Origin of the sequence: Mesorhizobium sp. BAC0120, from assembly GCF_033542235.1 — a bacterium.
Lineage (GTDB): Bacteria > Pseudomonadota > Alphaproteobacteria > Rhizobiales > Rhizobiaceae > JAWRCU01.
The window spans coordinates 57,313-82,184 of the sequence record NZ_JAWRCU010000009.1 but is presented as its reverse complement, the minus strand read 5'-3'; the positions used below and the strand labels follow the sequence as shown (position 1 = coordinate 82,184).

General features: G+C 63.7%; 20 protein-coding genes. 12 read left to right on the top strand and 8 right to left on the bottom strand.

Translation table 11 applies throughout. The annotated features are described in order from the left end of the window. Positions 1-19: 19 nt before the first annotated feature. From SAZ10_RS20200 to SAZ10_RS20185, 4 genes are all read left to right on the top strand, one after another. Positions 20-1,786: a DUF6600 domain-containing protein gene (locus SAZ10_RS20200; protein WP_318611160.1), complete on the top strand. Its 1,767-nt coding sequence runs from the start codon at positions 20-22 to the stop codon at positions 1,784-1,786. 159 nt (positions 1,787-1,945) lie between these two features. Continuing rightward, positions 1,946-3,349, top strand: a complete 1,404-nt coding sequence (gene fumC, locus SAZ10_RS20195; RefSeq protein ID WP_318611159.1) for a class II fumarate hydratase — start codon at positions 1,946-1,948, stop codon at positions 3,347-3,349. Between the two features lie 217 nt (positions 3,350-3,566). After that, positions 3,567-3,965, top strand: a complete 399-nt coding sequence (locus SAZ10_RS20190; RefSeq protein ID WP_318611158.1) for a DoxX family protein — start codon at positions 3,567-3,569, stop codon at positions 3,963-3,965. Positions 3,966-4,070: 105 nt separating this feature from the next. Continuing rightward, positions 4,071-4,475: a DoxX family protein gene (locus SAZ10_RS20185; protein ID WP_318611157.1), complete on the top strand. Its 405-nt coding sequence runs from the start codon at positions 4,071-4,073 to the stop codon at positions 4,473-4,475. Positions 4,476-4,539: 64 nt separating this feature from the next. Here the strand turns inward: SAZ10_RS20185 and SAZ10_RS20180 are convergent, their stop codons facing one another. From SAZ10_RS20180 to hisS, 5 genes are all read right to left on the bottom strand, one after another. Further along, a complete protein-coding gene (locus SAZ10_RS20180) occupies positions 4,540-6,291 on the bottom strand; it encodes an AMP-binding protein (RefSeq protein ID WP_318611156.1) in 1,752 nt (583 codons plus the stop codon). Positions 6,292-6,553: 262 nt separating this feature from the next. Beyond that, positions 6,554-7,255, bottom strand: a complete 702-nt coding sequence (gene hisG / locus SAZ10_RS20175) for an ATP phosphoribosyltransferase (protein WP_318611155.1) — start codon at positions 7,253-7,255, stop codon at positions 6,554-6,556. Next, positions 7,252-8,367, bottom strand: coding sequence for an ATP phosphoribosyltransferase regulatory subunit (locus SAZ10_RS20170; RefSeq protein ID WP_318611154.1), 1,116 nt, complete (start codon positions 8,365-8,367; stop codon positions 7,252-7,254). Before SAZ10_RS20170 ends, hisG begins: the two co-directional genes overlap by 4 nt. Then, positions 8,364-8,732 (bottom strand): VOC family protein, encoded by a 369-nt coding sequence (locus SAZ10_RS20165; protein WP_318611153.1) that lies wholly within the window; start codon positions 8,730-8,732, stop codon positions 8,364-8,366. The genes SAZ10_RS20170 and SAZ10_RS20165 overlap by 4 nt, the downstream gene beginning before the upstream one ends. Positions 8,733-8,948: 216 nt before the next feature. Continuing rightward, a complete protein-coding gene (gene hisS, locus SAZ10_RS20160; protein ID WP_318611152.1) occupies positions 8,949-10,451 on the bottom strand; it encodes a histidine--tRNA ligase in 1,503 nt (500 codons plus the stop codon). A 186-nt stretch (positions 10,452-10,637) separates the two neighbouring features. Between hisS and SAZ10_RS20155 the strand changes: the two genes are divergently transcribed. After that, entirely contained in the window at positions 10,638-10,916 is a 279-nt protein-coding gene (locus SAZ10_RS20155) for a hypothetical protein (protein ID WP_318611151.1), read from the top strand. Positions 10,917-11,058: 142 nt separating this feature from the next. Here the strand turns inward: SAZ10_RS20155 and SAZ10_RS20150 are convergent, their stop codons facing one another. Next, the gene (locus tag SAZ10_RS20150) at positions 11,059-11,697 is read right to left on the bottom strand and encodes a DNA-3-methyladenine glycosylase I (RefSeq protein ID WP_318611150.1); all 639 of its coding nucleotides are present in this window, start codon (positions 11,695-11,697) and stop codon (positions 11,059-11,061) included. Positions 11,698-11,899: 202 nt separating this feature from the next. Here SAZ10_RS20150 and SAZ10_RS20145 point away from each other — a divergent pair, with 202 nt between their 5' ends. From SAZ10_RS20145 to SAZ10_RS20120, 6 genes are all read left to right on the top strand, one after another. After that, on the top strand, positions 11,900-12,715 hold the full coding sequence (locus tag SAZ10_RS20145) for a L,D-transpeptidase (protein ID WP_318611149.1): 816 nt from the start codon (positions 11,900-11,902) through the stop codon (positions 12,713-12,715). 242 nt (positions 12,716-12,957) lie between these two features. After that, a complete protein-coding gene (locus SAZ10_RS20140) occupies positions 12,958-14,202 on the top strand; it encodes a sugar ABC transporter substrate-binding protein (RefSeq protein ID WP_318611148.1) in 1,245 nt (414 codons plus the stop codon). A 110-nt stretch (positions 14,203-14,312) separates the two neighbouring features. After that, a complete protein-coding gene (locus SAZ10_RS20135) occupies positions 14,313-15,188 on the top strand; it encodes a sugar ABC transporter permease (RefSeq protein WP_318611147.1) in 876 nt (291 codons plus the stop codon). Further along, positions 15,185-16,069: a carbohydrate ABC transporter permease gene (locus tag SAZ10_RS20130; RefSeq protein ID WP_318611146.1), complete on the top strand. Its 885-nt coding sequence runs from the start codon at positions 15,185-15,187 to the stop codon at positions 16,067-16,069. The genes SAZ10_RS20135 and SAZ10_RS20130 overlap by 4 nt, the downstream gene beginning before the upstream one ends. Next, complete coding sequence (locus SAZ10_RS20125; RefSeq protein WP_318611145.1) at positions 16,069-17,118, top strand: LacI family DNA-binding transcriptional regulator; 1,050 nt, start codon at positions 16,069-16,071, stop codon at positions 17,116-17,118. Before SAZ10_RS20130 ends, SAZ10_RS20125 begins: the two co-directional genes overlap by 1 nt. A 16-nt stretch (positions 17,119-17,134) precedes the next feature. Next, positions 17,135-19,039, top strand: a complete 1,905-nt coding sequence (locus SAZ10_RS20120) for a glycoside hydrolase family 127 protein (protein WP_318611144.1) — start codon at positions 17,135-17,137, stop codon at positions 19,037-19,039. 117 nt (positions 19,040-19,156) lie between these two features. Here SAZ10_RS20120 and SAZ10_RS20115 read toward each other — a convergent pair whose 3' ends face one another. Further along, positions 19,157-20,320, bottom strand: coding sequence for a pyridoxal phosphate-dependent aminotransferase (locus SAZ10_RS20115; RefSeq protein WP_318611143.1), 1,164 nt, complete (start codon positions 20,318-20,320; stop codon positions 19,157-19,159). A gap of 378 nt (positions 20,321-20,698) precedes the next feature. Continuing rightward, positions 20,699-21,124 (bottom strand): large conductance mechanosensitive channel protein MscL, encoded by a 426-nt coding sequence (gene mscL, locus SAZ10_RS20110; RefSeq protein WP_318611328.1) that lies wholly within the window; start codon positions 21,122-21,124, stop codon positions 20,699-20,701. 228 nt (positions 21,125-21,352) lie between these two features. Here mscL and SAZ10_RS20105 point away from each other — a divergent pair, with 228 nt between their 5' ends. Further along, the gene (locus SAZ10_RS20105) at positions 21,353-24,850 is read left to right on the top strand and encodes a PAS-domain containing protein (RefSeq protein ID WP_318611142.1); all 3,498 of its coding nucleotides are present in this window, start codon (positions 21,353-21,355) and stop codon (positions 24,848-24,850) included. Positions 24,851-24,872 lie beyond the last annotated feature (22 nt).

The following is a 24,872-nucleotide window of genomic DNA, read 5'->3' as shown; positions in this document are numbered from 1 at the left end:
AGTCGAAGGAGAGCCGAAGATGGCCTTGAGAAATCTGCTAACAGGCGTCGCCGCGGCGGCGCTTCTGTCGCTTCCGGTCGCTCAACCAGGAAATTTGCCGCTCGGCGCTGCTGCCGTGCAGGCGCAGGAAAAGAACGTCTCCATCAACGTCTTCTTTGATACGCTGAGCGATCAGGGAGAATGGGTCAAGCACCCGACATACCGCTATGTCTGGGTGCCGAGCAACGTGTCCAGCGATTGGGCGCCTTATACCCATGGACACTGGGCGCATACAGACCGCTTTGGTTGGACATTCGTGTCGGACGAGCCATTTGCCTGGGCAGTCTATCACTATGGCCGGTGGGGCTATGATCCGGACATCGGCTGGTTCTGGGTTCCCGGAACGACCTGGGCTCCGGCCTGGGTCAGCTGGCGACGCGGCCATGACACGGTTGGATGGGCCCCGCTTCCGCCGGAAGGCGAAGGCTTTGCTGTAACCACACAGATCTCGTCGCAAGAGCCGCCACGCGGCTACTGGCATTTCGTGCGGGCGCGCGAATTCCTGAAACCGGACCTCGCGACCGTGATCATTCGTGACGAAACCCCATACGAAGAGACCCAGGTGGTTGGCCCTGTCGAGGTGCAGAACAACGTCGTCGTGAACAACGTGATCGACGTCGATTTCATCCGGCAGGAGAGTGGGCAAGAGGTGAAGACGACCAAAGTCCAGGTCGTGAACGACCCCATCCAGGCGCGGCAGGCAGCCCGTCAGGGTACAGTCGTTGCCTTCGAGGGCCAGCTCGCCAAGCCGAGCAATGATGTGGCGCCAACCAAGGCCGTTGAGCCGAAACAGGTGAAGGCTCCGACTGTCGGCCAGAACATCGAGACGACGGGCAGCATACAACGCGGCCAGCAGAAATTGCCTAACGAGCAACCCTCCGGTACCGGCCAGGCGACCGGTGGCCAGCGGGCCGGCGGCAACGCGACCACCGGCAATCAGGCCGGCACGGAGCAGCCAAACGCCACGGCCCCGGGTCAGGCGACCAACCAGGAAAAGTCCGCAAAGGGCACGACCGGTGAGGAGAACGGCGGCGCGTTGACCAACAAGAAGATCGAAGAGCAGAACAAGTCCGCCAAGGGCGCAACCGGTCAGGAGAACAACGCCACGGCGAGCACCAAAAAGCTCGAAGAGCAAAACAAGGCCGCAAAGGGCGCGACCGGAGAGGAGAACGGCGCCACGGCAAGCACCAAGAAGCTCGAAGGGCAGAACAAGACCGCAAAGGGCGCAACCGGTCAGGAGCAGTCCGGGTCGGCCAAGTCGAACGGCACGGCCGAGGAGCAGGGGCAGGCCAGACAGGAGCAGTCCAAGACCAAGCGCAAGATCGAGCAAGGCGCTGGCGAAACCCAGTCAGGTCAGGCTCCCGCCGCCAAATCGGATCAGGGTGGCCAAGCTCAGGGCACCACTGAGGAGAACGGGGCTGCCAAATCGGCTCAGAAGAAGCTGAAGAAGCAACCCGCTGAAGGGAACCAGGGCGCGCAGAACCTTGAGAAGAGCAACAAGGGTGCGGCTGCCGACCAGAGTCAGGCGGAGGGGCAAGGGCCCCGTGAGGCTCAGAGCGCCCCTGGCAAGGGCCCACGCAAGCTCCAGCAAAGCCCGTCCGAGGAAACGACCGGCGCGATCTCCGGCGGCAAGCGCAATGGCGCACAGGGGGGCGCCGAGCACAGCATGAAGCCGGAAGGTGCTGCTCCCGGAGCACAGGGCAAGACAAAGGGCTGCTCCACGGATCAGTCGGCCGGCAATTGCTGAGGCAAGATGCTCAACAAGCGCAGCCCCGCCGTCGATTGGCGGGGCTGAGCCTTTCCCCTGGGAACTCAAACGATTTGATCCTGCCCCTCAACAATTGACCGCTTGAAGGGGTGCCGAGCCTGCGATAGGCCACTGCCGTTCCGAATGGCGGAGGCAGTGGTGGCGAGCGCAGAAAAGAAGACCAGAACCGAGACGGATACTTTCGGCCCCATCGAAGTGGCGGCCGACCGCTACTGGGGCGCGCAGGCGCAGCGCTCGCTCGGCAACTTCAAAATTGGCTGGGAGAAGCAACCCGCGTCGATCGTGCGTGCACTCGGCATCGTCAAGCGCGCCGCGGCAGAGGCCAATATGGAGCTCGGACGGCTCGACCCGAAGCTCGGTGAAGTGATCGTGAAGGCCGCTCGGGAAGTGATCGATGGCAAGCTGGACGAGCATTTCCCGCTGGTGGTCTGGCAAACCGGCTCAGGCACTCAGTCCAACATGAATGCCAACGAGGTGATCTCGAATCGGGCGATCGAGATGCTGGGCGGGGTGATGGGCTCGAAGAAGCCGGTGCACCCGAACGACCACGTCAATATGAGCCAGTCGTCGAACGACACCTATCCGACGGCCATGCATATCGCCGCAGCGGAGCGGGTGATTCATCACCTGTTGCCGGCGCTGAAGCACCTGCATGGCGCACTCGACGCCAAGGCCAAGGAATTCGCTCATATCGTCAAGATCGGCCGCACGCACACTCAGGATGCGACGCCGCTCACGCTCGGCCAGGAATTCTCCGGCTACGCCGCGCAGGTCGCCTCTTCGATCAAGCGTATCGAGCTGACGCTGCCCGGACTTTGCGAGCTCGCCCAAGGCGGCACGGCAGTCGGCACCGGGCTCAACGCGCCGGTCGGCTTTGCCGAACTGGTCGCCGACAAGATCGCCAAGATCACCGGCATCTCCTTTGTCAGCGCGCCGAACAAGTTCGAGGCGCTCGCCGCGCATGATTCGATGGTGTTCAGCCACGGCGCGATCAATGCCGCGGCAGCGGCGCTGTTCAAGATCGCCAATGACATACGCTTGCTCGGATCGGGCCCGCGTTCGGGCCTTGGCGAGCTCGCCTTGCCGGAGAACGAGCCCGGCTCGTCCATCATGCCCGGCAAGGTCAACCCGACCCAGTGCGAAGCGATGACTCAGGTCTGCGTGCAGGTGTTCGGTAACCAGACCGCTCTCACCTTTGCCGGCAGCCAGGGCCATTTCGAGCTCAACGTGTACAATCCGCTGATGGCCTACAATTTCCTGCAGTCAGTGCAGCTTCTCGCGGACGCGTCGGTCTCCTTCACGGACAATTGCGTGGTCGGCATCGAAGCGCGGGAAGACAATATCAAGGCGGCCCTCGAACGATCCTTGATGCTGGTGACGGCGCTCGCGCCGAAAATCGGCTACGACAACGCCGCCAAGATCGCCAAGACCGCGCACAAGAACGGCACCACCCTGCGCGAGGAAGCCTTGAAGAGCGGGTTGGTGACCGGCGAGGAATACGACCGGCTCGTAAGGCCGGAGGACATGGTCCATCCGGGCTAGTCGTTGTTCATCGATCGGATTTTTCCGAAAACGGCGGCGCAGTTTTCGCTGACGCGGTCCTTCGGTTCGGTCCTGTGCGCTGGAGCCCGCGCCATCTGCGACGGTGCGGGCTGCGTTCGATAATCATGAACGCAGCGTCGCGGATACAATCGGTTCGCAAATGCGTTTTCGTCGGATAGACGGGAGATGCAGGCATTCCAGCCGCGAGGAGAACACTATGAACAATGTCGTCGTCCTTATCGGCCGCATCCTGCTGTCGATCATCTTCATCCTTTCCGGCTTCCAGAAGTTGACCGCCATTTCGGCAACAGCCGGCTATTTCGCGAGCTACGGCCTGCCGGGCGGCGCGGCGACGGCAGTCGTGGTCGGCCTCGTCGAATTCGTTGGCGGCCTTGCGATCCTCCTGGGCTTCCAGACGCGGATTGCGGCGTGGCTGCTGGCCGTCTTCTCGGTCGCGAGCGCGCTCGTTGCCCACACCAACTTCGCCGACCTGATGCAGCTCATCAATTTCCAGAAGAATCTCGCGATGGCCGGCGGCTTCCTGGTGCTCGCGACCTACGGGCCTGGCGCGCTTTCCATCGATGCGCGCCGTGGTGCGACATTCGCTACTGCCTGACCGAGCTGCATTCAGTGCGGTTGTAAAAGGCCCGGACTATTCCGGGCCTTTTTTCGTTGTTAGTCTGGGGCTGGCAGGTAGGCACCGATAGGCTCGAGGTACGGCATGGCATCGAGCGCACTACTACTTCTCGCGCGCATGCTGCTCGCGGCGATGTTCCTTGCGAGCGGCTATTCGGCGCTTGCCGATATTCAGGGAACCGCAGGCTATTTTGCCGGGCTGGGCCTCGGGCCCGCGCCCGTGCTGGCGTGGGCCGTCGGGATTTTCGAGCTTGTTACCGGCATCCTGCTGGTGATCGGGCTCCAGACCCGCGCAGTCGCGGTGCTGCTTGCCGTATTCACCATCGTGGCGACTTATCTCGGCCACTACGGCCAGGGCGGCGGAGACCCGGCGGCCACCTTCACGCACAACCAGGCGCTGCTCAAGGACGTCGCCGTCGCCGGCGGCATGATCTTGCTTGCGATGCTCGGGGCGGGCCGGCTTTCGCTGGATTCCATGTGGGGGTGGTAGCGGCGGCTGCTGCCCTTAGAGCCAGATTTGGATAGGTGGGTCGCGCTAACGAGAAGCAGCGGCTCTAAGCAGTCTTCGCCTGCACCAGCCCCAATTCGTCGATCATCGCCTCGCGCATCAGGAACTTCTGCGGCTTGCCGGTCACCGTCATCGGCAGTTCCGTCTGCTGTCGCACGTAGCGCGGGATCTTGTAGTGGGCGATCTGCCCCTCGCAGAAGGTGCGGATCTCTTCCGCCGTGATCGTCTCGCCCGGCAGCGTGACGATCCAGGCGCAGAGCTCCTCGCCGTATTTCTCGTCCGGCACGCCAAACACCTGCACCTCCTTCACCTTGGGGTGCCTGTAGAGGAACTCCTCGACCTCGCGCGGGTAGACGTTCTCTCCGCCGCGGATCACCATGTCCTTCACGCGGCCAACGATGTTGCAGTAGCCATCCGCATCGATCGTTGCGAGGTCGCCGGTGTGCATCCAGCCTTCGGCGTCGATCGCCTCACGCGTCTTCTCCTCGTCGTCCCAATAGCCCTTCATCACGGAATAGCCGCGCGTGCAGAGCTCACCACGCCCGCCGACCGGCACGATGTTGCCGTCGGCATCGACGATCTTCACCTCGACATGCGGATGAATACGGCCGACGGTGGAAACGCGCTTCTCAGACGGATCGTCCGTGGCACTCTGGAAGGAAACCGGGCTGGTCTCCGTCATTCCGTAGGCGATCGTTACCTCGGACATATGCATCAGTGAAACGACCTTGTTCATCACCTCGATCGGACACGGGGCCCCGGCCATGATGCCGGTGCGCAGCGTGGTGAGATCGAAATTCCTGAACTCGGGATTGCCGAGCATCGCCACGAACATGGTCGGCACACCGTAGAGGCCCGTGCAGCGCTCCTGCGACACCGCCTTCAGCGTCGCGCCTGGATCGAAGCCTTCGCCCGGGAACACCATCGTCGCACCCTTGGACACGCAGCCGAGCGAGCCCATCACCATGCCGAAGCAGTGATAGAACGGCACCGGGATGCACAGCCGGTCGTCGGCCGTGAATCTCATGCCCGCTGTGACATTGTTCCCGTTGTTGACGATGTTGTCGTGCGAGAGCGTCGCCCCTTTCGGCGCGCCGGTCGTGCCGGAGGTGAACTGGATGTTGATGGCGTCGCCGGGCTCCAGGCTCGCCGTGATCGCATCGAGCCGGGCCCGCTCCGCCGGACCGCCCATCGCCATCACTTCCTCGAAATTGAACAGGCCTGGCGATTTCTCCTCGCCCATGCGGATGACGATCTCGAGATCCGGCAGCTTCGCCGCCTTCAGCCCACCGGGCTCTGCAGCATCGATCTCCGGCGCCAGCGTGCGGATCATGCCGAGATAGTCCGACGTCTTGAACTTCACGGCCGTGACCAGCGCACGGCAACCGACCTTGTTCAGCGCATATTCGAGCTCTGAGAGCCGGTAGGCCGGGTTGATGTTGACGAGGATCAGGCCGATGCGGGCGGTAGCGTACTGCGTGACCAGCCATTCCCAACGGTTCGGCGACCAGATGCCGATGCGATCGCCTTTCTTGAGGCCGAGCTTGAGCAGCCCGGCGGCAAAAGCATCGACGGCCTCAGCCAGTCCGTCCCATGTAAAGCGCCGGCCCTGTTCGACGAAAACCGCCGCTTCGCGTGGGCCGTATCTGGCGACCGTGTCGGCAAGGAGTGCTGGAATGGTCTTGTGCAGCAGCGGGACGGAGCGATCGCCCGAGACGTGCGAGAGGCCCTCGCGCGGTGCGATGAAGGTGTCGGCGTGGCGGGGCGCATGATCGCGCTCGTGCTGATCGATGGCCATCTTGGCGTCCTCCCCATGGGCGCCGGAGGTTAGCATTTCGGCTGGAGAGCGAAAATCCCGCGAAGTCTCGCCCGTCGCGCCCCCCTCTGTCCTGCCGGACATCTCCCCCACAAGGGGGGAGATTGGACGGCCGGTTTGGTTTCGCCAATCGCCAAGGTTCGAGATTGGCGAAATCAATAGTGACAGCCAATCTCCCCCCTTGTGGGGGAGATGTCCGGCAGGACAGAGGGGGGCGCCGTAGGGCGCGGCACTCAAAGGCGGGTCACCCAGCCGCCTTCGCCAGCCTCTCAGCCAATTCCCTGATCACCCCAGCCTCCCCCGCGCCCCGCTGCTTGCGCGCCGCAACCAGGCAGGCCTGCGAGCGCAGGATCACGCCGTCCGTCAGCACCTTGAGGTGGTTGGCGCGCAGTGTCGATCCTGTTGTCGTGATGTCGACGATGACGTCGGCCGACCCGGCCGCCGGTGCGCCTTCGGTAGCGCCGAGGCTCTCGACGATGCGGTAGACCTGAATGCCGTGCTTTTGGGAAAAGAACTGCTGTGTAAGCCGCCAATATTTGGTGGCGATCCTGAGGCGGCGCCCGTGGCGCTGGCGGAAATCGGCTGCGACATCGTCGAGATCGGCCATGGTGTCGACGTCGAGCCAGACGTCGGGCACGGCAACCACTACGTCGGCGCGGCCGAAGCCGAGACGCGCCGTGATCTCGGCCCGAGCGTCCCACTCGGCCAGCGTCTCGCGCAGCAGGTCCTCACCTGTGACGCCGAGGTCGATATTGCCGAGGCCGAGCTCGCCGGCGATCTCGGAAGCCGACAGGAACGACACCTCGACATCGGCGCGGCCGGCCAGCCGTGCGCGATATTTGCGCTCGTCAGCCGGGAGCTCGACGGCAAGGCCGGCGCGGGCGAAAAGATCGAGCGCCTGATCCCGCAACCGCCCCTTGGAGGGTAGTGCAAGCGTCAGCGTCATCGGCCGCCTCCGCGCAATTCATCGATACGGTCGAGCCACATCGAAAAGCCGACACCGGGAATCGGCGCTTTCGCCCCGAGCAGCGTGAGCAGCCGGTCGTAGCGGCCGCCGCCGACAAGCGGGCGTGCCCCACCTGTTGCGGAAATCTCGAATACAAGGCCGGTGTAATAGTCGAGCGGCCGGCCGAAAGCCGCGTCGTAGCGGATCTCGGCAGCTGGCCCAGCATGACGGGCGATCGCCTTCGCACGCGCCGAGAACAGCTCCAGGCCGCCATCGAGCTTGAGCCCGGCAGCTTTGGCGAACTCCGCCAGCGTGTCGACGGCACGATCGAGCGGCACGTGTATGCCGAGGAAAGCCTTCAGCGCGGCAAAAGCCGAATCGGGCAGCCGCACACGGGCGAGTTCGGCCTTCTCGATGAGCCGCCGCGCGATGTCCTCGGGCGTGCGGCCGCTGCTCGTCGGGAAGCCGGCCGCTTCCATCATTTGGCGCACCTCATCGGCAAGTGCGGCAGGATTGCCAGTAGCGATCCCGGGAGAGGTCCGGTCCGGCACATTCCCATTCGCCGGCTGCGCCAGATCGGTCAGCGCGGCCTCCAGAAGGTCCGGCGCGCCGAATGCGCGCGCCAGCCGCTTCTGCCAGCCGCGCGGCAGGCCGAGCGCGGCAAGCACTGCCTCGAACACGGCCTGGTCGCCGAGCGTGACCGTCAGCGCCCTGCCCGGCAGCGTGACCTCGAGCAGCGCAGCGGCATCGGCCACCGAGCGCGCGTCGGCCTCGGCGACGTTCTCCTCGCCGATGTCCTCGATGCCAGCCTGGAAGAATTCGTTCGCCCCGCCGCGGCGCTGACGAAACACCTCGCCGAGATAGGCATAACGGCGCGGCGTGCCGGCGCGGCTGGCGATATGGTCCAGGCAGACGGGAATGGTGAATTCGGGCCTGAGGCAGAGCGCCTCGCCCGTCTCGCTCTCGGTGAGGAAAATGCGGCGGCGCAGATCCTCGCCTGCCATGTCGAGGAAGGGATCGGCGGGCTGCAGCACCGGCACGTCGATCGGCTCTGCGCCGAGCGCGGCGAAGAGGGCGAGGATATCGGCAGCGAAGACCGGAATTCGGCTCATGGCGCAACCCGCTGCATCAGCTCGATGCGGTTGCCGAAGGGGTCGTAGACGTAAAGCCTGTCATAGCCTTCGAGCGGCTCGTCGTCGGCTACCCTGTAGCCAGCGTTTTCCGCCTTGCTTGCCAGCAGCGCGACGTCCCCTACCAGGAACGCCGGATGGGCTTTAGCGGCCGGATGAAAGTCCGGATCGACGCCGAGATGGACCTTGATTGCACCCGCCTCGAACCAGCAACCGCCGCGCCGCGCCAGATTGGCTGGTTTGGCGCGTTCCTCGAAACCCAGAACGCCGGCATAGAAGGCGCGCGCCTCGGCTTCCCGCCCGGCCGGCATGGCGATCTGGATGTGGTCGAGCGCGAGGAGGGTCATTGGGGTAGGTGCCAGCTCGCGCACGTCGGCGCTCTACGGCGCCCCCCTCTGTCCTGCCGGACATCTCCCCCACAAGGGGGGAGATTGGCTGTCATTGATGGTTTCGCCAATCTCCGAATTTGGCGAATAGCGAAACCAGAGCGGCCGTCCAATCTCCCCCCTTGTGGGGGAGATGTCCGGCAGGACAGAGAGGGGCAACGTAGGGCGCGACCTCTCCTAATTACCACGACGCTCCTCCGCCTGCGCATCGCGTATGCGCTTCACGGCAGCCACCAGCTCGCCCTCCGGTACAGTCACCTGGCCCGGCCGCGCCTCCTTGTATTCGTCATGGCCGGCGATGTTGGCGGCAAGGCGGGCACCGACGACGAGATCCTTGATCTGAACCGTCCCCGCAGCACGCTCGTCGCCGCCCTGGATCACCACGCAAGGCGAGCCGCGGCGGTCGGCATATTTCATCTGCGCCTTCATGCCGGCGCCGCCTAGATACATCTCGGCGCGGATGCCGGCCTGGCGCAGCTCGGAGACCATCCTCTGGTAACGGCCGAGGCTTTCCGTGTCCCTGTCCATGACCAGCACGACCACCGGCGCGACGACATCAGACGTGTCGAGCTTGCCGAGGTTCTTCAACGCCGTCATCAGCCGCGAGACGCCGATCGAGAAGCCGGTCGCAGGCACCGGCTCACCGCGGAAACGCGAGACCAGCCCATCATAGCGCCCGCCACCGCCGACCGAACCGAAGCGGACGATCTGGCCTTCCTCGTTGGGAATCTCGGCCAGCAGCTCGGCCTCGAAGACGGGGCCGGTGTAGTATTCGAGGCCGCGGACGACGGAGGGATCGATCTTGACGCGGTCGTCGCGGTAATCAGCTGCTTGAACGAGGGCCTGAATTTGCTCGAGCTCTTCGATGCCTTGCCTGCAAGCCTCGACGTCCGCCAGTGCCGATTTTAATTCGGCCAGATCGCCGACGGCCGTTGCACCGGAAAGAACTCGTTCCACTTGCGCCGGACTTAACCCCGCGCCCTTTGTAAAATCGCCCTCGCCTTCCTTGCCGCCGTCCCAGCGGCCGGGGCCCAGCAGCAGGCGCACGCCCTCCGGCCCGAACTTGTCCAGCTTGTCGATCGCCCTCAGCACCGTCAGCCGGCGCCCGGCATTCTCGTCGCCGCCGAGGCCGATTGCCTCCAGCACGCCGTCCAGCACCTTGCGGTTGTTGACACGGATGACATAGTCGCCGCGCTTGATGCCGAGCGCTTCCATGACGTCGGCCATCATCATGCACATCTCGGCATCAGCCGCGACGCCCGGGGTGCCGACGGTGTCGGCATCGAACTGCATGAACTGCCGGAAGCGGCCCGGCCCCGGCTTCTCGTTGCGGAACACCCAGCCCGCCTTGTAGTTGCGGTACGGCTTTGGCAGCCGCTCGAAATTCTCCGCCACGAAGCGCGCCATGGGCGCGGTCAGGTCGTAGCGCAGCGACAGCCACTGCTCGTCATCGTCCTGGAAGGAGAACACGCCTTCGTTGGGGCGGTCCTGGTCCGGCAGGAACTTGCCGAGCGCGTCGGTATATTCGATGAGCGGCTGGTCCGCCGGCTCGAAGCCGTAGAGCTCGAAAACCTCCTTGATCTTCGCCATCATCTTCTCGGCGGCGCGGATGTCCTCCGGCGAACGGTCGATGAAGCCGCGCGGCAGCCGCGCTTTCATTTTTTCTGATTTGTCGGCCATCGGAGTTCGGCTCGTTCTTTGCGGCATGTTGAAGAATGGGTTTGCCGGTCGGCAAAACGCGGGGTCTCCCTACCCCGACAGGTGGACGGCGGCAAGGCGGTTACAAACGGCGGATTGCCGCGACATTGCCCGGATACATGGCGCTAAGAATAACGCCGCGAGCACAAAACCAAGGATTCGGGCAAAATGAGACTTCATCCTATTATGAACGGTCGTAAAACGGGCAGTCGCAGGCAGATCAAGCGGCTGCTTCGTGCGGCAAATTCCAACATTTGCCACAAGATCGGCTTGAGACCGGCGGCCGAGCTGAAGCCTGGCTCGTTCGACGCGTCCGAACTCGACGAACGCATCTACAGTCCGGTGAACACGCTGCTCGCCGCGGTGCTGATCATCTATCCGGTCGTCGCTTCCGTGGCCGTAGCACTGGCGGGAATGTGGTTCCTGGGCTCGACCGGCCCGATCTGAGGCCCGGCAATGTTTACCGGATACTCGTCAGCACCCGCGCTGGAGGCAGTGCGCGGGGGACAGTTTTCTTTTTTCCGCTCGCGCCAGCTTTGAAACGGCACAGCCTTTCTGCGGAAAAAAGTAAACTGTCCCCGATGCCTCCCTACCCCGGACGCTTGAACCGCTCCCTTTCCTCCTCCACCTCGCGCCGGCACACGCAGCCCTCGAGGTGGTCGTTGACGAGGCCCATTGCCTGCATGAAGGCATAGACCGTGGTGGGGCCCACGAAGCTCCAGCCGCGTTTCTTCAGTTCCTTCGATATCAGCGTCGAGGTCTCGGTCTTCGGCATAGTCATCAGCGTGGCGCGGTCGATCAGCTTCGGTCGCTGATGCGCTTCGGGCTCGAATTTCCAGAACCAGGCCGCGAGCGAGCCGGCCTCGTCGGCGAGTTCCCGCGCACGCCGCGCATTGTTGATGGTCGATTCGATCTTGCCGCGGTGACGGATGATGCCGGCATTCTGCAGAAGCCGCTCGACATCCTTCTCCGTGAAGGAGGCGATGCGCTCGAAATCGAAGCCGGCGAATGCCTCGCGGAAATTCTCACGCTTCCTCAGGATCGTCAGCCAGGAAAGACCCGACTGGAAGCCCTCGAGGCAGATCTTCTCGAACAGCCGCTGATCACTGGCAACCGGCCGCCCCCATTCGCGATCGTGGTAATGGCGATAAAGCTCGTCGCTGCTCCCCCAGGCGCAGCGCAGCACGCCGTCCGATCCGGCGATCAGCCCGTCGCTTTGTGCTTCCATCGTCCTCTCCCGGCATGATTTACGGCGGCTTTACCAGATTCCTGAACCGGGCGGTAACCACACCGGAAGCTTTACTGACAAACTGACTTTTTAGCGATTTCCGTTCACCTTTCAGTTGCAGCCGCTCCGCCAACATGCTTCACGAAGCTGGGCGCATTCCCTCTGCCCGGTGGATCCGACGATAGAGTCCAGAGTGCGTTCGATGAGACTTCCCCTGTTCCTTGGCCTGGCCGCGGCCGTTGCCGCCCCAGTGCTGCCCGCTGAAGCGAGCGACCGCTATGCGGAGCGTCCGCCGGTAATCGTCAGCCCCGACCTCGCCGCGCCCTGGGTGATGCAGCTTCGCCGCAACCCCGTTTCGGGATGGCAGGCGCGAACGAGGCAGATACCCGATCAGACCTACGGCTCGGGAACCAGGACCAGTGGATGGCAGACCAGAACCAAACAGCTGCCGCCGCAGACCTATCCTCGTGTCAGATGGCAGCCGCAGCCGGACGCGGTGGAGACCGCCGCGGTACCGCCGCAGCCGCAGATGTACACCAAGCAGGAGATGCAGCGGAAACTTGACCCGAAGTTCCTGCCGCGCGAGGTCGCTTATGACGGCCAGGAAAAGCCCGGCACCATCATCATCGACAGCGGCGAGAAGTTCCTTTACTTGGTGCTCAATGGTGGCAAGGCGCGGCGCTATGGGGTCGGCGTGGGCAAAGAGGGCTTCGGTTGGAGCGGCACAGAGAAGATCACCCGGAAGGCCCAGTGGCCCGAGTGGCGCCCGCCGGCCGAGATGATTGCGCGTGAGCGCGCCAAAGGCCGTATGCTTCCAGTCATGATGGCCGGCGGTCCTGAAAACCCGCTCGGCGCGCGGGCGCTCTATCTGGGCAGCACGCTCTACCGCATCCACGGCACTAATGCGCCCTGGACGATTGGCACCAATGTCTCTTCCGGCTGCATACGCATGCGCAACGAGGATGTGGTCGACCTCTTCGAGCGCGTAGATATCGGTACCAAGGTCGTGGTGATGTGAAGTTTCATTGCGGGGGGCGCTGGAGCCACAGAGGGGGGCTCCGGCGGCCGCAAGGGGGCAGCGCGCCTGAAACGGCAGCGCTGCCCTTTCTTTTTTGAAGATATCTCCCTCTTGTCGGCAAAATCGACTCGTGTAGAGTAAGGAAAAGCTTTTCCTAAGCCAAAAACGCCTCCGGGATCGTCTCCGGCGGAAGGGGAGCTTTTGCCGGGAAGAGGAAGCCGGCAGCAAACTGGGAGGAAGTCATGAGACTGGTGAAGCTTGCCGGCGCATTTGCGCTCGGCGTTTCGATGCTTGCCGCGGGGGCCTTCGCCGCCTCTGCAGCCGAACTCAGCATGTGGGTGCGCGCAAGCGGCGCCAATGCTGCGCAACACCTCGTCGATCTCTGGAACATGAAGCACGACGACAAGATCACGCTCACGGTGATTCCGGACGACCAGATGGTGACCAAGCTTGCCACCGGCGTGCAGGCAGGCGACGTGCCGGACATCATCTCCTTCGACCTGATCTACATGCCGGACTTCATGCGTGCCGGGTTCCTGGAAGACTTGACCGACTTCCTGAACGCCGATCCGAACCAGGCCAAGGTCGCTCAGGCCTACAAGGACCTAGCCACCTATGAGGGCAAGGTCTATGGCACCGGCTTCACGCCCGACGTTTCAGTGCTGGTCTGGAACAAGGACCTGTTCAAGAAGGCCGGGCTCGACCCCGAAAAGGGGCCGACCACACTCGACGAGATCCATGAGGCGGCGAAGAAGATCCGTGCGCTGGGCGGCGACACCTACGGCTTCTGGTTCTCCGGCGCCTGCCCCGGCTGCAACATCTTCACCATGTCGCCCATGATGGTGGCGAGCGGCGCCAAGATCCTGCCGAAGACCGCGGATGAAGAACCGCTGCAGGGCCCGGGCGTCGAGGAGGTCCTGCAATTCTATCGTGATATGTGGAGCGAGGGTCTGATCCCCGCGAGCGCGGAAGCCGACAACGGCCAGAACTTCGTCGGCAACTTCAAGACAGGCAAGATCGGCATCCAGGGCGCCGGTGGCTTCCTGATTTCCGACCTGAAGCGCGACGTGCCCGACATGAACTTCGGCGTCACCTTCCTGCCAGGCTTGAAGGCGGGCGAGAAGTCGGCTTTCGTCGGCGGCGACGTGGTCGCGATTCCGAAGGGCTCCAAGAATCTCGACGTCGCCAAGCAGTTCATCGCCTGGCAGCTCAGCGACGAGGGGCAGCTCGAGGGGCTTGCCAAGAACAACATCCTGCCCTCGCGCGCCGACCTCTCCAAGAACAAGTATTTCGAGGACCCCCGCGTAGTGACCACCGCCGAAGCGATCGGCCTCGGCTATGTCCCCTGGGTTTTCCACTTCAACGACATGGTCAACAGCAATTCGAGCCCATGGATCCAGATGATCCAGACCGCCGTGTTCCAGGGCGACGTCAAGGGTGCGGTCGCGAAGGCCAAGGAGGCGATGAAGGGAATCGCCAGCGAGTGATACCGGACGAAGCCGCGGCTCCGGGGGGGCCGGCGGCTTCGCCAACCGGCGCGGCAGGGGGGCATGCCGCGCCGGCATCGAAGATGCCGATGTCGGGACCAAGAGCAGCCATGAACGCAGTCAAGGGCAAATATGTCGGATTGCTCTATCTTGCGCCGGCGATCCTCTTTGTGGCGGTGTTCGTCGCCTATCCGCTCGGCCGGCTGGTCTGGCTGTCGCTCACCAATGCGTCGCTGCTCGGCGGCGCCCGTTTCGACGGCATCAAGAACTATGTCCGGGCCTGGAACGACGCGACCTTCTGGACGTCGCTGCTCTTCACGATCAAGTACACGCTCTATATCACGCCGATCCTCATGGGGCTCGGCTTCCTGGCGGCGCTGCTCACCGCCGAGAACACGCCGCTCAAGAAACTCACCCGAGGTGTCATCTTCCTGCCCGTGGTAATCGGGCTCGGCACGTCGAGCCTGCTCTGGTGGTGGCTGTTCGACCAGCAGGTCGGATTGTTCAACCGCGTGCTCGTCGACCTCGGCATCCTGTCGCAGCCGATCGTCTGGTTCACCCGAGCCGATCTGGCGCTCTGGGCGGTGATCATCTCGGTGGTCTGGAAGGTGGTCGGCTTCGGCATGATCCTGTTCGTCGCCAACATCCAAGGCATCGACAAGGAAATCAATGAGGCGGCAATGATCGACGGCGCCGGCTACTGGCAACGCGTCGCTCGCATCGTGCTGCCGCTCAGCTACCGCACGATCGTGTTGGCGACCCTGATCAGCGCGATCGGCTCCATGCTTGCCTTCGAGCAGTTCTACATCATGACGAATGGCGGACCGCAGGGGCGGACATTCACGTCGGTGTACTGGATATACCAGAACTCGTTCGTCTTCTTCAAACTGGGCTACGGCTCGGCGCTCTCGGTGATCCTCACCGTCATCATCGTGCTCGGCACGGCGACGCAGATCGTGCTGACCAGGCGAGGCGAGCGGACATGACGGCGATCCCCCACGAGCTCACCGCCAATCGGAGCGTTGCTCTCGGCACGGCGAAAGCCCGCAGCAGCTACCTGGTGGCTGCGGTCTGCCTCGTTATCATCGCCATGATGATGTTTCCGCTGGTCGTCTCGTTCTTCGCTTCCATCAAGACGCCGCAGGAGGCCGTGGCGGTGCCGCCGAATTACCTGCCTCACGCGTTGAGCCTGGCGAACTACATCAAGGTCTACAACTACCAGGCAGGCCTGCCGACCTATGTCTTCAACAGCCTCTCGGTCGCCTTTCTGACAATCCTGTTCTGCCTGGCACTCTCCGTGCCGGCCGGCTATGGGCTGGCGCGCTTCCGCATCCCCGGCAAGGAAGCCATCTTCCTGTTCCTGCTCGCCAGCCTGATGATCCCCTATCAGGCGCTGCTGACGCCGCTCTACCTGATGTTCGCCCCGCTCGGCCTCACCAACAGCCATGTCGGGCTCGCAATCGTTCACACCGTCCTGCAACTGCCCTTCAGCATCTACCTGATGCGCCATAACTTCGAGTCCGTGCCGCGCGAGCTCGAAGAGGCGGCCATCATGGATGGCTGCACGAGTTGGCAGGCGCTGCTGAAGGTATTTCTGCCCGCGGTACGCCCGGGCATGGTGACCGTAGTGCTGTTCGCCTTTATCCAGTCCTGGAACGAGTTCATCGCAGCGCTGATCTTCATGGGCAGGGAGACCTCGTTCACCGTGCCGATCATGCTGGTGGCCGTCCGGCTCGGGCGCTTCGGCACGGTCGACTGGGGCGCGCTGCAGGCGGGCATCATCATCGCCATCGTGCCCTGCGTCGCCATCTATGTGCTTCTGCAGCGCTACTACGTCTCCGGCTTCCTCAGCGGCGCGGTGAAGTGATGGACGACGAGACGAAGAGTAGCGCGGAAGTCACTGGACCGGAGCGGCTGAGGCCGACCATCCGCGACGTGGCGCGCCATGCCGGCGTCAGCATCGGCACCGTCTCCAAGGCGCTCAACAAAGGCGGCAATCTGGCCCTCGAAACCCGCGAGCGCATCATAGCCGTCGCCAAGGAGCTGGGCTTTCGACCGAACAGCCTGGCGCAGAGCCTGCACCGCAAACAGAGCTTCACCGTCGGGCTGATTTCCACCGATTCCTTTGGCCGCTTCACCATGCCGATCATGGAAGGGCTGGAGGAATGCCTGACCGACCGCCGCATGCAGGTCTTCATGTGCAACGCAACGGACGATCCGGCGCTTGAGGCACAGCACGTGGAATCGCTTCTCGGCAAACGGGTCGACGGGCTCGTCGTGACGGCGCGCCGCGCCGACAAGCGTCCGCCGATCGGTCCCCTCGCGCACGGCCTGCCCATCGTCTATGTCTTCAGCCATGCGGACGATCCCGACGCGCTGTCGCTGCTTCCGGACGACGAAGGGGGCGCGGTGCTGGCAGTCCAACATCTCGCGGAACTGGGGCGCAAGCGCATCGCACACATCACCGGGCCGGAGCATTTCGAGGCGGTGCGGCTGCGCCGCGCCGGCTATTTCTCGGCGCTCGCGGCGGCCCGGCTCCCCCGGGATGATGCCTATTACCTGCCGGGCGTTTGGTCGGAAGCCTGGGGCCGCGAGGCTGTGGCGCGGCTCCTCGACGGAAGGGTCCAGAGCCCCGACGCGCTGTTCTGCGGCAACGACCAGATCGCGCGCGGCGCGGCCGACGCGCTGCGCGAACGGGGGCTCGACGTCCCCTCCGACGTGGCGATCGTCGGCTTCGACAATTGGGACGTGATGACGCTTGCGGCGCGCCCTCCGCTCACCAGCATCGACATGAACCTGAAGGCGCTCGGCCGCGAGGCCGGCGAGCGACTGATCGACATGATCTCCGGCGAGAAGCTCGGTGGCCTGCAGCGCCGTCCCTGCTCGCTGGTGGTGCGGGAGTCGACTGGGCGATGACACTTAAGGATAAGCAATGAGCAAGTTTCTACCGGTGCGCTTCGTGGACGTTCATCTCGAAGGCCAGTTCTGGCGCGAGCGCCTGGAGACGGTGCTGACACGCACGATCCCCAGTCAGCATGTCCAGCTTGGCGCTCACGGCATTCTGGAATCGCTCACCCTGCCGAACCCGCCGCCGCCCTTGCGCTTTCCGCGCAACGACCACGATTTCACCGTGCAGGTGTTCTGGGATTCCGATGTTGGCAAATGGATCGAGGCGGCCTCCTATGCGCTTTCACACCGGCGCGACCCGGACATCGAGGCCAAGATCGAGAAGATCATCGATGACCTCGAGAAGGCGCAGGCGCCGGACGGCTATCTCAACTGCTGGTATCTGCAGCGCGAGCCCGAGAACCGCTGGACCAACATGCGGGACAATCACGAGCTCTACAATCTCGGCCACCTGATCGAGGGCGGCATCGCCTATTTCCTGGCGACCGGCCGGCGGCGCCTGCTCGATATTCTGGAACGCTATGTCGACCATGTGCGCGCGACCTTCGGCACGGGCCCGGGGCAGAAGCGCGGGTATTGTGGCCACCAGGAGATCGAGCTGGCGCTGATCCGCCTCTACCGGCTCACCGGCGATAGGAAGCAGCTGGACCTTGCCACCTATTTCATCAACGAGCGCGGAAGGCAGCCGCATTATTTCGACCAGGAGGCAATCGCGCGCGGCGAGGACCCTAAGAAATTCTGGGCAAAGAGCTACGAATACAACCAGTCCCACAAGCCCGTCCGCGAGCAGGACAAGGTCGTTGGCCACGCAGTGCGCGCCATGTACATGTATTCGGCCATGGCCGATCTCGCGGCCGAGCTGAAGGACGACAGCCTGAAACACGCCTGCGAGGTGCTGTGGAAGGACGTTATGTCGTCGAAGATCTACATCACCTCCGGGCTCGGACCGGCGGCGGCGAACGAAGGCTTCACCGAGGATTACGACCTGCCCAACGAGACAGCCTATGCCGAGACCTGCGCCTCCGTGGCGCTGATCTTCTGGGCGCAGCGCATGCTGCATCTCGACCTCGACGGCAAATATGCAGACGTCCTGGAGCAGGCGCTGTTCAACAATGCGCTGGGCGGCCTTTCCCGCGACGGCGAGCATTACTTCTACTCGAATCCGCTCGACAGCGACGGCCGGCACAGCCGCTGGCTCTGGCACACCTGCCCGTGCTGCACGATGAACGCCTCGCGGCTCGTCGCCTCGGTGGGCGGCTATTTCGTCTCCGCAAGCGAGGATGCGGTTGCCTTCCATCTCTATGGCGGGATCTCCACCGAGGTCGCGCTGAAATCCGGTAAGGTGCTGCTTACCGAGGTGAGCAGCTATCCCTGGTCCGGCGACATTTGCATAGAGGTTTATCCGGAAGCGTCGGCAGAATTTGCGCTGAAGCTGCGCATCCCGGGCTGGGCGCGCGGGGCGAAGGCATCAGTCAACGGCGAAGCCGTCGCAGTCGAGCCGAACAGCGTCAACGGCTACCTCACCATCGCGCGGCGCTGGCAGCGAGGCGATACGGTCCAGCTCGAACTGCCGATGCCGCCTGAGCGGATGTACGCTCATCCGTCGGTGCGCGCGGATCTCGGGCGCGTGGCGCTGAAGCGTGGCCCCCTCCTCTACTGTGTCGAGGAGACCGACAATCCCGGCGGGCCGGTGCAGCGGCTAAAACTGCCGCGGCAGTCGGACATCAGGGTCGAGCAGCGCAACGATCTCTTCGACGGCGTGGTGACGCTCACAGCCGAGGCCTCGCGCATTCGCGGCGACGACTGGAAGGGCAAGCTCTACCGAGACGAGCCGCCGGCCGAGGAACCGGCAAAACTCACCGCCCTGCCCTACTATCTCTGGAACAACCGGGGCCAGGGCTCGATGGCGGTATGGGTGGTGGAGAAATAAGAGGCGAGTTGGACAGCATCCTGTCCCGCGACCAACACTGGCACTGCGCTGCCGTGAACAGCGCGGCGCTTGTGCCCCCCTCCCCCTTGTGGGGAGGGGGCACCGACGCCGCGCCTTTCAGCCCATCATCCATTTTGCCAGGCGCTGCGCGGCCTCCTCGACCTGGTCGAGGCGGCGGAGGTAGCAGAGCCTGAAGGAATCCTCGCCGCCTTTTCCGAATGCGGTGCCGGGCGCCAGACCGACATTGGCTTCGTCGATGATCTGGAGCGCCGCCTGCCGGGAATCGGAGATGCCCGCCACCGAGAAGAACAGGTAAAAGGCGCCGGCCGGGACGCTGAAGCGCGCCCTCCCCGTTCTGCCGAGAATATCGCAGACCAGATCGCGGGCCTGCCGCGCCCGCTCGATCTGGCCCGCGACGAATTCGTCGCCATTGTCGAGGGCAGCGACCGCGCCGCGCTGCATGAATTGCGCAACGCCCGACGTCGAATACTGGATCAGGTTCTCGAATACCGTCTTGAGTGACGGATGAATGCCGATCCAGCCGATGCGCCAGCCGGTCATGGCCCAATTCTTCGAGAAGGTATTGACGAAGAGGATGCGATCCTCCGGCTCCATCACGTCAAGAAAAGACGGCGCTCGGCTGCCGCCGTAGTGGAACAGCGAATAGATCTCGTCCGCGATGATCCAGAGGTTGCGGCGCCGGGCGAGATCGAGGATTGCCTTCAGAGTCTCATGATCGGCCGTCCAGCCGGTCGGGTTCGACGGCGAATTGACGAAAATCGCCCGCGTGCGGCTGGTGACTGCGGCCGTGAGGCGCTCGACGTCGCAGGACCAGCCATTGCCCGAGCGCTGTAATGCGACGGGAATCGCCCGTGCGCCGGCAACCTCGGCCGCAGCCGGGAAGTTCGGCCAGGCCGGCGAGAAATAGAGGACTTCATCCCCGGCCCCTGCCGTCGCCTGCAGCGCAAGCTGGATCGCCTGCATGCCGCCGCCGACGACCAGGAACTCCTCGCTCGAGAAGGCCCGGCCGAAATGGCGTGTGTGATAGCGGGCAAGCGCATCGCGCAGCTCCGGAATGCCGCCCTGATAGGTGTAGAAGGTCTCACCGTCGCGCAGCGCCTTCTCAGCGGCTTCGGAAATGAAGCCCGGCGTCGGGAGATCGCCTTCGCCAACCCAGAGCGGGATAATGCCTGGCCGGCCACGCCCGTATGCCGATACGGCCGCAATGCCGCTCGACGGCGCGCGACGTGCTTCATCCCTGAGGGAATCGAGAATGCTCATGGCATGATCCGGATTTCGCTGGTGAAGTTCGAATAGCGGCTTGGCTGGTGCTAGGCGAGGAAGATCGATTGGTGCAGGCGGAGGCGAGACGCCGAAGTAGCGGCGTTTCTTCTTCCGAGATATCGGAAGACCTGGCGCCCTACGTTGCCCCCCTCTGTCCTGCCGGACATCTCCCCCACAAGGGGGGAGATTGGCTGTCATCGTTGGTTTCAACAATCGCAAACGCTGCAGGTCGGCGAAATCATCGCGGCCGTCCAATCTCCCCCCTTGTGGGGGAGATGTCCGGCAGGACAGAGGGGGGCGCTGTCCCGCGGGCCTATCCGCGGTAATCCCAACTGCCTCCCAGCCAGCAATTTGCAGGAGAAAATGTCGCCTGTCTTATTTCCTCGCCAGCAAATCCCGGATTTCGGTGAGGAGCCGAACATCTTCCGGCGGGGCCGCTGCGGGTTTTTCAGCCGGCTTCTCCCGCTCAATCTGGCGGCGCAGCGTGTTCACCGCCTTCACCATGAGGAAGATGATGAATGCCAGGATCAGGAAATTGATGACTACCGTGATGAAGTTGCCATAGGCAAACACAGCGCCCTGCTTGCGCGCCTCTGCCAGCGAGGTCGCATTCACATTGTGGGAGAGCGGCAGGAAGTAGTTCGAGAAGTCGAAGCCGCCGAAGATCGCGCCGACGATCGGCATGACGATGTCGTTGACCAGTGAATTAACGATCAGGCCGAACGCGCCACCGATAATGATACCGACGGCAAGGTCCATGACGTTGCCTTTGGCAATGAATTCCTGGAATTCCTTCAGCATCGTATCCTCCCAAAAGCCGAACGGACCGCGCATCGCGAATCTCGCCATGACAAAACCTCTGCCGTGGCGACCATAGCAAAAAGGCTGCGACGTGAAAGAAGGACTTAGGGTTGATCTGCCGATTGGCACGGTTGAGCGAGAGGCGCTATTGTGCGGCTCGGATGACAGTTTCAGGCGAGCAAGCATCGCCAGGGAGCTGTTCTTGGCCAACGTCAAGGGAGGAATGGCGTGCAGGGCCTGGCTATCGCGCTCATCGCGATCGCCTATGTCTCGCTGCTCTTTGCGATCGCGAGCATTGGCGACCGCCGTGCGGCCGCGCACGGCGCCGGCAAGCCGCGGCCTTACATCTATGCGCTCAGCCTCGCCATCTACTGCACCTCCTGGACCTTCTTCGGCTCGGTCGGCCTTGCCTCCGAGCGCGGCCCGGAATTCCTGACGATCTATATCGGACCGATCTTCGTCTTCGTGTTCTGCAGGCCACTCCTGCAGCGCGTGATCCGGCTCGCCAAGGCCGAGAAGATCACTTCGATCGCCGACCTCCTCGGCGCCCGCTACGGCAAGAGCTTTCATGTCGGCCTGATCGCAACGTTGATCGCGGTGATCGGCGCGATTCCCTATATCGCGCTGCAGCTCAAGGCGATCTCCGGCTCGGTCAGCCTGATGGTCGAGCACTATTCGGAAATGCCGGTGAATTTCGATCCGCTCGCCAACGACATCTCGCTGATGGTCGCGATCCTGCTTGCGATATTCGCTTCACTCTTCGGCACGCGTCATGCCGATGCGACGGAACACCAGGATGGGCTGGTCCTGGCGGTCGCGGTCGAATCGGTCGTCAAGCTCGCCGCCTTCCTTGCCGTCGGCGCGACGGCAACCTTCTTCCTGTTCGGCTCGCCGGCCGGCTTGGTCGATGCGGTGATGGCGAGCCCGAGAGTGCAGGCGGCGGTGGAGTATCGCACCTCTCTGGGCACCTGGGTTGTAACGACGATCCTTTCCGGCTTCGCCGTCATCATGTTGCCGCGGCAGTTCTACGTGACCGTCGTGGAGAACCGCAGCGAGAGCGAATTCAAGACCGCGAGCTGGGTCTTTCCCGTCTATCTCGTGGCGATCAACCTGTTCGTCATCCCGCTCGCCTTCGCCGGCGCAGCGAAGGTGGGCGAGCGTACCAGTGCCGATCTCTACGTGCTGTCGCTTCCGCTGCTCAATGGCTACGATTTCCTTGCCATGGCCGCCTTCATCGGCGGGCTTTCGGCCGCAACCGCCATGGTCATCGTCGCCAGCGTGGCACTGTCGATCATGATCTCCAACGATCTGGTGATCCCGCTCTTCATGCGGCGGCTGCTCAAGCATAGCGGCGGCCAAAACGAGGACTGGTCGAGCGTTATCCTCAACATCCGCCGTGCCTCGATCTTCGTCATCCTGTTCGTCGCCTTCCTGTACTACCGCAAGAGCACCAACGATGCCCACCTCGCCTCGATCGGGCTGATGTCGTTCGCGGCGATCGCGCAGTTCGCGCCGTCCTTGTTCGGCGGCCTCATCTGGCGCCGCGCCAATGCGCGGGGGGCCGTCCTTGGAATGTCCGCCGGCATATTGGTCTGGTTCTATACACTGATGCTGCCGTCGCTTTCCGCGCCCGACACATCGATGCTGACGGAGGGCCTCTTCGGCATCGAAGCGCTCAGGCCGCAAGCCCTGTTCGGGACGGTTGCCGAACCGCTGAACCACGGCGTGCTGTGGAGCCTGGCGATCAACACGCTGTTCTTCGTGCTCGGCTCGCTGTCGCGCGCTTCGCTCCCGCTGGAACGCATCCAGGCCTCGATCTTCGTGCCCCGCGACGCCAATCCGGTGCCGTCGCTCCGGCGCTTTCGCACCGCGGTCACGGTCAACGACCTCAAGGACACAATCTCGCGATTTCTAGGGGTAGAGCGGACGGAGCGCTCGTTCCAGACCTTCGAGACGAGCATCGGCGGAAGCAAGCTCGCCGGCAACCAGCCCGCGAGCATGGATCTCGTCCGCTTCTCCGAGCAACTACTTGCGAGCGCCGTCGGCTCGGCCTCGGCGCGGCTGATCCTGTCGCTGCTCTTCCAGCGGCACGACAAGACCGCGAAGGACGCCTTCCGCCTGCTCGACGATGCTACCGAGGCGCTCCAGCACAACCGCGATCTGCTGCAGATCGCACTCGACCAGATGGAGCAAGGTATCACCGTCCTCGACAAGGACTTCCGCTTGACCTGCTGGAACAGGCAGTATCGCGCGCTGTTGGACCTGCCGGACAAGATGGGACAGGTGGGCGTCTCGCTCGACCATATGCTCCGCTTCCTGGCCGAACGCGGCGACCTCAGGCACGATGCCATCGCTCCGCTGCTCGATCGACTGACGGATTTCAATGCACGACCCTGGCAGATCGAGCTGAAGTCGCTTGGCCGCATCATCGAGATCAGGTCCAATCCGATGCCGGACGGCGGACTGGTCGCCACCTATGCCGACATTACCCAGCGTGTGGGGGCTGACCTCGCGCTGAAACGCATCAACGAGACGCTGGAGCAGCGGGTGAGGAGCCGCACGGCCGAACTCACCCGCGTCAACGAGGAACTCGCGCAGGCGCAGATGCTTGCCGAGGAAGCCAATCTCGGCAAGACGCGCTTCCTTGCCGCAGCAGGTCACGACATACTCCAGCCCCTCAATGCGGCGCGGCTCTATTGCGCGTCCCTCATGGAAAAGGCCGGCAAGGGCGAAGTCGGCGAGGCGGCGACGAGGATCGGGTCCTCTCTGGAATCGGTCGAGACGATCCTCGGAGCAGTGCTCGACATCTCGCGTCTCGACGCCGGCGCCATGAAGCCGTCTGAAAGCGTGTTCCAGCTTGGCGGGCTGATGCGGCAGATCGAGACCGATTTCATGCCGATGGCGGCCGAAAAGAAGCTCGAGCTGCGCATCGTTCCTTCTTCCATCGCCGTGAACACGGATCGCAGCCTTTTGCGCCGCCTCGTCCAGAATCTCGTCTCCAACGCGATCAAATACACCCGCAGGGGTCGGGTGCTCGTCGGAGTGCGCCGGCGCGGCGAGCTGGTCGAGCTGCAGGTCATCGATACCGGCATCGGAATTGCGCCGGAGAAGCTCAGCACCGTGTTCCGCGAGTTCACGCGCCTCGACGAAGGCGCGCGCGAAGCGCAGGGGTTGGGGCTCGGCCTCTCGATCGTCGACAGGATCGCGCGCGTGCTCAGGCTCGAGATCAGGATTTTCTCGGAGAAAGGCAAGGGCACGAAGTTCTCTGTCATCGTGCCGGCGGCTGCGTGCGAGCCCGCGCAAACAGTCGCGGCCAGGCCCGAGATGCATACCGGTGCAGCGCTCAACGGGCTTGCAGTCTTCTGCATCGACAACGACCCGCGCATCCTCGACGGCATGCGCCTGCTCCTCGAACGGTGGGATTGCCGGGTCTGGACTTTCGCGGGCTCGGCCGCGTTCGAAGCACAGCGCGCTATCCTGCCGGCGCCGGACGTCGTGCTTGCCGACTACCACCTCGACGGCGAGACCGGCCTCGACACTATCCGCAAGCTGCGCGCGATCCATGGCGCGGAGACGGCCGCTATATTGATCACCGCCGACCGTTCAGGCGAGGTCCGCGCCGCCGCCCAGGCGATGGACGTGCCCGTCATCAACAAGCCGGTCAAGCCGGCGGCACTGCGCTCGATGATGACGCGCGTGCGGCGCATGGCGGTAGCGGCGGAATAAGGGCGTTCTTTTGCGATAGCTC